This window comes from Streptomyces sp. NPDC039462 (genome assembly GCF_055639375.1).
Genome location: NZ_JBVKAO010000001.1, coordinates 1,868,653 through 1,879,212 on the forward strand (window position 1 = coordinate 1,868,653; position 10,560 = coordinate 1,879,212).

Below are 10,560 nucleotides of genomic sequence, written 5' to 3' on the forward strand. Positions count from 1 at the left end.
CCAGACGCCTCCGAGTTCGCCGACGTGCAGTCAGCACAGATGCATCCAGGTGCGGCCCGTATTCGTATCTCCGCCGGGATACGGGCTGTCGTGATCTGCCGTGATGCGGTACCGGAGCGGGAGCCTGGGAGGTGAAATGCCGGGAGGCGGGGGCACCGTTAGGGCATGACGACGACGCTTGGTGCCTTTGTGCTCGGTACTCCGGATCCGCCCGCGCTTGCCGACTTCTACCAGGCCCTGCTGGGCTGGCGCGAAGTGGATCGCCGGCCGGAGTGGGTCCGCCTGCGCAATCCGGAGCGGGAACGGCCCGGTCTCAGCTTCCAGTTGGAGACCGACCACACGCCCCCGGTCTGGCCGCAACGCCCGGGTGTACAGCAGATGCAGGCCCACTTGGACCTCCAGGTCGACGATCTGGAGGCGGAGACGGAGCGGGCCCTCGCTCTGGGCGCGACGCTGGAGGAGCATCAGCCGCAGAAGGACGTACGAGTTCTGCGGGATCCGCACGGTCATCTGTTCTGCCTCTTCCTGCCGGGGGCATGATCCCCAGTACGGGCCCTGACAGGTAGCCATGAGTGCCCGGGACGGCCGACGCGCCGTCTCCGGGCCTTTTCGGTTTTGTGGTCCTCCCCTTGACCTGCGGCGACGCAGCCACTACGTTCCCAAGCCACTGACCCGTGGTGACGAAAGGAGGCGACCAGCAGATGTGCACCAGCTCTGACCTCGGTCGTCTCGCCCAGTGCACCGCCTGGGTACCGGGTCGGATCGCACACGGCTGCTGAGTACGCCGTCCTGATGTGCCCCGCTGCGGCACTCTCCGGGTTTCCCTGCCCTTCACCGTCTTCCGGCACGTCGCTGTCCCGTGCCCTGCCGCGCCCGCCGCTTTGGGTGAGGCGCGTCTGAACACAGAAAGCTGCCTGAAATTGGCGAACATGAATGTGACCGATCACGCGCCGGAACGGACACCGGAAACACCTGAAGCGATGCCCGGCACGACCGGGGCGCGGATGACGGTGAACGGGACAGAGACACCGATCTCACCGTGCGCACCCCACACCACGGCGCTGGACTTCCTCCGCGAGCGCGGCCTCACCGGGACCAAGGAGGGCTGCGCGGAGGGCGAGTGCGGTGCGTGTTCCGTCATGGTGGCCCGGCCCGGAGTGCACAAGCCCACCGACTGGGTGGCGGTCAACGCCTGCCTGGTGCCGGCCGCGGCGCTCGACGGCCAGGAGATCATCACCTCCGAAGGGCTCGCGACGGCCGGTGCGCCCGGCACGGCGCCGTCCCTGCACCCCGTACAGGAGGAGATGGCGGTCCGCGGCGGCTCCCAGTGCGGCTACTGCACGCCGGGATTCGTCTGCAGCATGGCCGCGGAGTACTACCGCCCCGGCCGTTGTGAACATTCTGGTACGGGGGCGGCCGACCGTACGGAGACGGGCCCGAGCCCCGACCCCGAGCACGGCCCGAACGGCTTCGACCTGCACGCCCTCAGTGGGAACCTGTGCCGCTGCACCGGCTACCGACCCATCCGTGACGCCGCGTTCGCCGTCGGTGCGCCCACCGATGACGACCCGCTGGCCCGGCGCCGCGAGCTGCCCCCGCCCGCGCCGGTCGCCACCGAATACGCCCTCGACGGCCGAGTGTTCCTGCGTAAGAACACTCTCGCCGAGACCCTGAGGGTGCTGCGCGAGCGGCCCGACGCCGTCGTGGTCGCCGGCTCCACCGACTGGGGCGTCGAGGTCAACATCCGCTCCCAGCGGGCGGATTGCGTCATCGCCATCGACCGGCTGCCCGAACTGCGGGAGCTGCGCGTCGAGTCCGACCACATCGAGATCGGCGCGGCTCTGACGCTCACGGAGATCGAGCGCCGCCTCGACGGCGACATCCCGCTGCTCGCCGAACTCTTTCCGCAGTTCGCCTCGCGGCTCATCCGTAACGGCGCGACCCTCGGCGGCAACCTGGGTACCGGATCGCCCATCGGCGACAGCGCGCCGGTCCTGCTCGCCCTCGACGCGTCGCTGGTGCTCGCCGACGCCGAAGGTGAGCGCGTGGTACCGCTGGCGGACTACTTCACCGGATACCGGCAGAGCGTGCGCCGTCCCGGGGAGCTGATCCGCGCGGTGCGCGTCCCGCTGCCGCTGTCACCCGTCACCGCCTTCCACAAGATCGCCAAGCGGCGTTTCGACGACATCTCCAGCGTGGCCGTCGCCTTCGCGCTCGACGTCGAGGACGGGATCGTCCGCAAGGCACGCATCGGCCTGGGTGGCGTGGCCGCCACGCCCATCCGCTCCCTGGCCACCGAGGCCGCCCTGGAGGGCAAGCCGTGGTCGGCGCGGACCGCCGAAGCCGCGGCCCGGGTGCTGCGCGGGGAGGGCACACCGATGAGCGATCACCGCGCCAGCGCCCTCTACCGTTCCGCGATGCTCGGCCAGAGCCTGCTCAAGCTGCACGCACAGACCACCGAGGCGGTGTCGTCATGAGTCATCTGTCCCAGCGTCCCGAGAAGCCCGTCGTCGGAATCTCGATGCCGCACGAGAGCGCCGTCCAGCACGTCACCGGCGCCGCCCTCTACACCGACGACCTGGTCCAGCGCACCAAGGACGTCCTGCACGCCTACCCGGTCCAGGTCATGAAGGCCCGCGGCAGGATCACCGCGCTGCGCACCGAGCCCGCTCTCGCCGTGCCCGGCGTGGTCCGCGTCCTGACCGGTGCCGACGTGCCCGGCGTCAACGACGCGGGCATGAAGCACGACGAACCGCTCTTCCCCGACGAGGTCATGTTCCACGGCCACGCAGTCGCCTGGGTACTGGGCGAGACGCTGGAAGCTGCCCGGCTCGGCGCGGCAGCTGTCGAGGTGGACCTGGAGGAACTGCCCTCCCTGGTCACGCTGCGGGAAGCCATCGAGGCCGGCAGCTACCACGGGGCGCGGCCCCTGATGGAGACCGGCGACATCGACGCGGGCTTCGCCGACAGCGCGCACGTGCTCAGCGGCGAGTTCCAGTTCGCCGGGCAGGAGCACTTCTACCTGGAGACGCACGCGGCGCTGGCCCAGATCGACGAGAACGGACAGGTGTTCGTCCAGAGCAGCACCCAGCACCCCTCGGAGACCCAGGAGATCGTCTCGCACGTGCTCGGCGTGCCCGCGCACGAAGTGACCGTGCAGTGCCTGCGGATGGGCGGCGGCTTCGGCGGCAAGGAGATGCAGCCGCACGGCTTCGCGGCCGTCGCCGCGCTCGGCGCGAAACTCACCGGCCGGCCGGTCCGCTTCCGGCTCAACCGGACCCAGGACCTCACCATGTCCGGCAAGCGGCACGGCTTCCACGCCACCTGGAAGATCGGGTTCGATGCCGAAGGCCGCATCCAGGCCCTGGACGCCACCCTGGTCGCCGACGGCGGCTGGAGCCTCGACCTCTCCGAGCCGGTCCTCGCCCGGGCGCTGTGCCACATCGACAACACCTACTGGATCCCCAACGCCCGCGTGGCGGGCCGTATCGCCAGGACCAACACGGTCTCCAACACCGCCTTCCGCGGCTTCGGCGGCCCCCAGGGCATGCTGGTGATCGAGGACATCCTGGGCCGCTGCGCGCCGAAGCTCGGCCTTGACCCCATGGTGCTGCGGGAACGCAACTTCTACCGCCCTGGCCAGGGCCAGACGACGCCGTACGGACAACCCGTCACGCAGGCCGAGCGGATCTCCGCGGTCTGGCGGCAGGTGCAGGAAAGCGCCGGTGTCGCCGACCGCCGGCGCGAGATCGACGCGTTCAACGCCGCGCACCCGCACACCAAGCGGGCGCTCGCCGTCACCGGCATCAAGTTCGGCATCTCGTTCAACCTCACCGCCTTCAACCAGGGCGGCGCCCTGGTGCTGATCTACAAGGACGGCTCGGTCCTGATCAACCACGGCGGCACCGAGATGGGCCAGGGCCTGCACACCAAGATGATGCAGGTGGCCGCGACCACGCTGGGCATCCCGCTGCACAAGGTGCGCCTCGCCCCGACGCGCACCGACAAGGTGCCCAACACCTCCGCCACCGCCGCGAGCGCGGGCACCGACCTCAACGGCGGGGCGATCAAGAACGCCTGTGAGCAGCTGCGCGAGCGCCTGCTGCAGGTGGCCGCCACCCAACTGGGCGCGAACGCCTCGGACGTACGCATCGTCGAGGGCGTCGCACGGGCCCTGGGCAGCGACAAGGAGGTGGCCTGGGACGACCTGGTGCGCACCGCCTACTTCCAGCGGGTCCAGCTGTCGGCCGCGGGCTTCTACCGGACCGAGGGCCTCCATTGGGACGCGAAGTCGTTCCGGGGCTCGCCGTTCAAGTACTTCGCCCACGGGGCAGCCGCCACCGAGGTGGAGGTCGACGGCTTCACCGGCGCCTACCGCATCCGGCGCGTGGACATCGTGCACGACGTCGGCGACAGCCTCTCCCCGATGATCGACATCGGTCAGGTGGAGGGCGGCTTCGTGCAGGGCGCGGGCTGGCTGACGCTGGAGGACCTGCGCTGGGACACCGGCGAAGGACCCCACCGCGGACGCCTCCTGACCCAGGCGGCGAGCACCTACAAGCTGCCGAGCTTCTCGGAGATGCCCGAGGAGTTCAACGTGACGCTGCTCGAACACGCCACCGAGGAGGGCGCGGTCTACGGCTCCAAGGCGGTGGGCGAGCCGCCGCTGATGCTGGCATTCTCGGTGCGCGAGGCGCTGCGCCAGGCCGCCGCCGCGTTCGGGCCGAGCGGAGTCAGCGTCGAACTGGCCTCGCCCGCGACACCGGAGGCCGTGTTCTGGGCGATCGAGGCGGCGCGCGGCGCGCCCGCCGCCACCCCGGACGGTCACGCACCTGACGCGCCGGCCGATGCCGGGAACGCCGACACCGGGAACGCCGACGCCGGGAACGCCGACGGCCGGGACCGGGCGGCCGAGGCCGCAGCGTTGAACGGTGCCTGACATGACGTGGATCGCCGCGGTCGCGCGGTTGCGGGCACGCCGGGAGCCCGGCGTGCTGGTCACCGTCGCGACCGTGCGCGGCCACGCCCCGCGCGGCGCGGGCGCGAAACTCGTGGTGGCGCGCGGCGAGACCTGGGGCTCGATCGGAGGCGGCAATGTGGAGGCCGTCGCGATCGACCGGGCCCGGGAGATGCTCGCCGCGGACACGGCGGAGCCGGAGCTGATGGACTTCGCCCTGAACGACAAGGTGACCAACCGGCACGGTGTGCAGTGCTGCGGCGGCACGGTCTCGGTACTGCTCGAACCCCTGCCGGTGGTACGGGCGGTGGCCGTCTTCGGCATGGGGCACGTCGGCCTCGAACTCGCGCGCATCCTGGCCCGCCAGGACCTCGACCTCCATCTGGTCGACAGCCGCGCGGACATGCTCGCGCCGCAGCGGCTCGACGCACTGGCGGACGCGGTGGCGCACGTCCACGTACACCACACGCCGCTGCTGCCCGAGGAGGTCCTTGAGGCCCTGCCGCACGGCACGCACGTCCTGATCATGACCCATGACCATGCCGAGGACGCGGCTCTGTGCGACGCGGCCCTGCGCACCACCCACCTCGGCTCCATAGGGCTGATCGGTTCGGCGGCCAAGTGGGCGCGCTTCCGCAAGCGCCTCTCCACGGAGGGCGGCCACGACGACGCCACCATCGACAGGATCAAGACCCCGATCGGGCTTGCGGACATCACCGGCAAGGAGCCCGCGACGATCGCCGTGAGCGTCGCCGCGGATCTCCTGCGCGCCTTCGAGGGCGCACGGTGACCTATCGCGCCGAATAAGGGTTACGTCAGGCGCACGCCAATTGGCCGAATTTGTGTACTGGTAGAGAGGGGTGTCTTCCGGACGTTCGTGGAGTGGGCGAGCGGTGCGGCGGTGGCGCATATCCGACCGGAGAGCGTCGGCCGCGGATCGGATTCGCCCACACCGTGTTGAGCCACGGTCCTTCGGGCGGGGCACGGGGTGTCCGCTGGCTCAATCATCACCCCAGATCGGGGAGATCCCGCCCGGAATGCCGACGGCGCGGTGGCGCGTCCATCCGGTCCGGTCCGGCGGTGTTCGGCGTGCCTGTGCGCGCACTGGCCGCGTTCTTTTCCGCGCGGTCCGGTTTGCGGCCGAGTTGCCGGGGCACACGCGGCGGTGCGGCATTCGGCGATCGGCCTCGATGCGCGGTCGGCCGGACGAATTGGCTGAGTGGTGACGCAAAAGCACCGGCGGAACACTCTCCGTTCAACCTCAGGGGGTTGCTTGCACGTGACTCGCCGTGAAGACTGTGGCCGAGTTCTGCCGAGTTCTATCGAAACGAAGGTGTTCCGAGGGGACGCATCATGCCAATCGAGGCACGGCACGTGCCGCGATTGCGTACTCTCACACACTGTTTCGAACGGCCGGGACTGGAGGTCCGCTGTCCGTCCAGGACAGGGAGGGGCCCGCGCGTATCCGGTGCGCGGGAGGTATCGCCGAGGGGGATGGTTATGTCGGGTTGGCGCGCCGCACGACTGGGCCGACTGCGGGGCCGTGGTCGACCGTGCAGCCGCGGCGGCACCCTGCACCGCATGTGTTGAGGGCACCGCATGTGCTGAGGCCCGGGGGTCCGTTCCGGCGTCGGACTGACGCCGATTGACCGTCCCGCCGTACGAGGACTCCGCGGGGCACGTGCCGTTCTGATTCAAGTCCAGGCGACAGTGACACAGCTGTGCCCGGGGCCGTGCTGCCCTGGCCGACCCGGACCACCACACCCCTGTGCGCGTGACTCCAACGTGCCCGCACGCGCCAGCCGCTAGCAAGGGAGACAAGGTGATCAGCAAGCAACCGACGGGCGAGCGACCCCTCTTGGAGGAGTTACCCGACCGCTGGCGGGGCTTACGCGATACCGGGCCGGTGCGGTACGACGAGACCCAAAGCGTCTGGCAGGTGCTCGACCACGAGACCGTCTCCGCCGTGCTCGCCGACCCGGCGACGTACTCCTCGGAGCTCTCCACTCTCGCACCCACCCAGTCCGACTTCGAGACCTTCACCCAGGGCAACTTCGTCGGCATGGACCCCCCGGAGCACCGGAAGCTCCGCACCCTGGTGAGCCAGGCGTTCACGCCGCGTGTCGTACAGGGCCTCGAACCCCGCATCGAGGCCGTCTGCGCCCGGCTCCTCGACGCCGTGACCGACCGCGACCGGTTCGACCTGGTCGACGCGCTGGCCTACCCGCTGCCGATCATCGTCATCGCCGAACTCCTCGGCATCCCCGCGGAGGAACACCGGCGCTTCCAGGAGTGGGCGAGCGTCCTCTTCGGCGGCGACCAGCTCGGCGAGGCGCCCGACATGGCCGACCTGGAGCGCGCGCTGGAAGCCATCGCCCCCACGGTGCGCGAGATGAACGGCTACATGCTGGAGCACATCCGCGCCCGCCGCGCCGACCCCGGTGACGACCTCACCAGCAGACTCATAGCCGCCGAGGTGGACGGTGTGCGCCTCGCCGACCAGGAGATGGTCGGCTTCGTGGCCCTGCTCCTCGTGGCCGGGCACATCACCACGACCGCGCTGCTGGGCAACGCGATCGTCACCTTCGACCGGCATCCCGACACGGATGCCGCGCTGCGCGCCGACCCCACGCGCGTCCCGGCCGCCGTCGAGGAGGTCCTGCGCTGGCTGCCGCCCTTCCCCGAACTGGGCCGCAGGGTAACCCGACCCGTGGTCCTCGGCGGTCACGAGATCCCGGCCGACACGATGCTGATGGCCCATCTCGGCGCCGCCAACCGGGATCCCGCCCGCTTCACCGCGCCCGACGTCTTCGACGCGACCCGAAGTCCCAATCCCCACTTGACCTTCGGGCACGGCATCCATTTCTGTTTCGGCGCGCCGCTGGCCCGGCTGGAAGCGCGGATCGCTCTTCACATGTTGCATGAACGATTCCGCGAACTGACGATCCCCTCCTACGAGGACGTCGTCTACCAGAACCCGGCCGTCCTCATCGGCGTACGACATCTGCCTGTAGAGGTCGCAAGACCGTAGTCCCCGGCGCACGCAGCGCCCCCTCCGGCCGGCCCGCACCGCTCGTGCCCGGGCCGGATCGGCACACCCGCACATGAGACCCACCCAACGGGAGTCCCCTTCTCATGCCGTACAGCATCCCGCTCGCCCCGGTCGCCTTACGGGAACCGGCCCTATTACGCCGCGAGCTGCAAGACCGTCTCGACGACCTGGCCCGGACCCACCGGGTACCCGGCGCCCAACTGGCGGTGGACACCGGCAGCGACGTCGTCGCCGTGCACACCGGTACCGCCGACGTCACCATCGGCAGCCCCTTCACCGCGGACACCGCGGTTCCGCTGGGATCGCTGACCAAGCCCTTCACCGCCGCGCTCGTCATGCTCCTCGCCGACGACGGCGACCTCGACCTGGACGAGCCGGCCGCTGAGCACCTGGCCGAACTGGCCGGCACTCCGGACGTGACGATCCGTCAACTCTTGTCCCACACCGGCGGATTGCCCACAGGCCCCGACTCCGACACCGCCGCCGCGACCACCCCCGCGCGCTACTTGACGGCCGTCTGCACCGCCCGCGATCTGCTGTTCACGCCAGGGACCGACTTCTCCTACTCCAACGCCGGCTACGTCGCCGCCGGACGGCTGGTGGAGACGGTCACCGGCATGCCCTGGCCCGAGGCCGTGCGAGCGCTGCTCCTCGAACCCCTCGGTGTCCTCCCGGTGTTCGTCGGCGACGCCGCGCCCCTGCGGCCGGTGGCCGCGGGGCACGCCGTCAACACCGTCACCGGGCAGTCTGTCGCCGCCCGGCAGAACCTGGCACCGCTGGAGGCACCGGCCGGCGCGCTGCTCGCGAGCGCCCTGGACCTGGTCGCCTTCGGCAACGCGCTGACCGGCCGCTCGGATCTGCTGCCGCCCGCCGTCGCCAAGGAGATGCGCCGGGCCGAGACCGCCGCCGACCCGGGGACGCTCGCCGACGGCTGGGGCGCCGGACTCGCCCTGTACCAGCGGGACGGCCGGGTGTGGTGCGGCCACGACGGCAACGCCCAGGGTACGTCGTGCCACCTGCGGGCCGACCCGGAGAGCGGAGTCGTGGTGGCCTTCACGGGCAACGCCGGGGGTGCCACCGCTCTCTGGCGCGACCTCGCCGAGTTTCTGGCCCGGCTCACCGGCATCCGGGTGCCCGCCGAGGCGCTCACCACGGACCGCGGCCGGCCCGTCGGCCTGCCCGGCTGTGCGGGCACGTACCGCAACGGAACCACGACCTACCGCGTCGCGCCCGGACCGGACGGTACGCCGGCCCTGTCCGTCGACGGGGACCTGGCCCTGCCGCTGGTCTGTTACGCCGACCTGTCCTGCGATCTGCGAGATCCGGCCACCGGGCGTGTCGAACCCGGTGGCCGGTTCCACCGCGATCCGGCCACCGGCACGATCGATCGGGTGCAGATATCCGGGCGCACCGCGCGCCGCGCCGACGACGGCTGAGCACGGTCGTCGCCGTCGCCGCGGGCTTCGACGGGCGAGCCTTCTTCCGGCCGGGGGGCGGGTTGTCGGCTGGTGCCGGTGCCGGTGCCGGTGCCGGTGCCGGTGTCGGTGCCGGTGCTGGTGTCGGCGCCCGTCTGCTCCGGTTCGGTCTAGGGCTGACGGCGTGTTGGTCCCGGCTCCCTCGGGGGTCGGCCGCGGGCCCAGCACCCGTTGCCCGGGGGCTGGGGCGTGTGGCCGCCTTGCCGTGCGGAACCGGTTCCGGTGGCGGTTCGCCGTGGCCGGTCCGGACCGGTGGGTCGCTGTCGCCAGTCCACTTCGGTGGCGTCCGGTGGGGCCGTTGCCGGGCCACGGCGGCGGCACACCCGTCCACCGGTCTGCCGGGCGCCGTTCGGCTCCGGCGTATTCCGGTCACCGGACCGCTGACCGGGCCCGCAGGCGGGGCCGGTGGCGGGTCGGGGGATCGGAGTCGCCGGGAGGTGGTGGTCGGTGGCCTGGGCGGCGGGTCGGGTGGCGGATCGGGCGGTGGTTCGGGTGGCGGGCCGGTCGGTGGGCCGAGCGGTTTCGGTCCTCGGGCCCTGCCGGTCCGGTCACCGCGGCTGGGTGGTTCGGCTGCCGGTGCCGGTGCCGGTGCCGGTGCCGGTGCCGGTGCCGATGCTGGTGTGTTGGCTTTCGGGGTCCGTGGTCCGGCCGCGGGGCTTGGTGGTTCGGCCTCCGGGCTTGGTGGTTGGGTCACGAGGCTTGGTGGTTCGAACGCCGGGTTGGGTGGTTCGGGCACGGGGTTCGGCGCTCCGGCCTCCGGGCTTGGCGGTCTGGCCTTCGGGCTTGGTGGTCCGGTCATCGGGTTCGGTGGTTTGGCCACGGGGCTCGGCGGTCCGCTCTCCTGGCTCGGTGGTCCGGCCGCTGGGTTCGGTGGTTGGGCCTCCGGGTTCGGTGGTTGGGCCTCCGGGCCTGGCGGCTCGGCCAACCGGCTCGGGGGCTCCGCCAACCGGCTCCGGGGCCGGACCGCCAGGTCGCGCGCGCTCGGGCGTCGCGGTGGCCCCGGTCGCCGGATGCCGTGGCTCTCCCGGCGGCCCGGGTGGCTCTGGCGGTCCCGGTGGTGGGCCGCTCGTCGGGGT

General features: G+C 71.5%; 6 protein-coding genes. All 6 read left to right on the forward strand.

Annotated features, from left to right (window positions below; all coding sequences use genetic code 11):
• The first annotated feature begins 165 nt into the window (after positions 1-165).
• The 6 genes from ACZ7LU_RS07635 (at position 166) to ACZ7LU_RS07660 (ending at position 9,445) form a co-directional block, all read left to right on the forward strand.
• On the forward strand, positions 166-540 hold the full coding sequence (locus tag ACZ7LU_RS07635; protein ID WP_471916022.1) for a VOC family protein: 375 nt from the start codon (positions 166-168) through the stop codon (positions 538-540).
• Positions 541-980: 440 nt separating this feature from the next.
• Positions 981-2,477 (forward strand): xanthine dehydrogenase small subunit, encoded by a 1,497-nt coding sequence (locus ACZ7LU_RS07640; protein ID WP_471916023.1) that lies wholly within the window; start codon positions 981-983, stop codon positions 2,475-2,477.
• A complete protein-coding gene (xdhB, locus tag ACZ7LU_RS07645) occupies positions 2,474-4,939 on the forward strand; it encodes a xanthine dehydrogenase molybdopterin binding subunit (protein ID WP_471916024.1) in 2,466 nt (821 codons plus the stop codon). The genes ACZ7LU_RS07640 and xdhB overlap by 4 nt, the downstream gene beginning before the upstream one ends.
• A 1-nt stretch (position 4,940) precedes the next feature.
• On the forward strand, positions 4,941-5,747 hold the full coding sequence (gene xdhC / locus ACZ7LU_RS07650) for a xanthine dehydrogenase accessory protein XdhC (protein ID WP_471110561.1): 807 nt from the start codon (positions 4,941-4,943) through the stop codon (positions 5,745-5,747).
• 1,032 nt (positions 5,748-6,779) lie between these two features.
• Positions 6,780-7,988: a cytochrome P450 gene (locus tag ACZ7LU_RS07655; RefSeq protein ID WP_471916025.1), complete on the forward strand. Its 1,209-nt coding sequence runs from the start codon at positions 6,780-6,782 to the stop codon at positions 7,986-7,988.
• A 104-nt stretch (positions 7,989-8,092) separates the two neighbouring features.
• Positions 8,093-9,445, forward strand: coding sequence for a serine hydrolase domain-containing protein (locus ACZ7LU_RS07660; RefSeq protein WP_471916026.1), 1,353 nt, complete (start codon positions 8,093-8,095; stop codon positions 9,443-9,445).
• Positions 9,446-10,560: the final 1,115 nt, after the last annotated feature.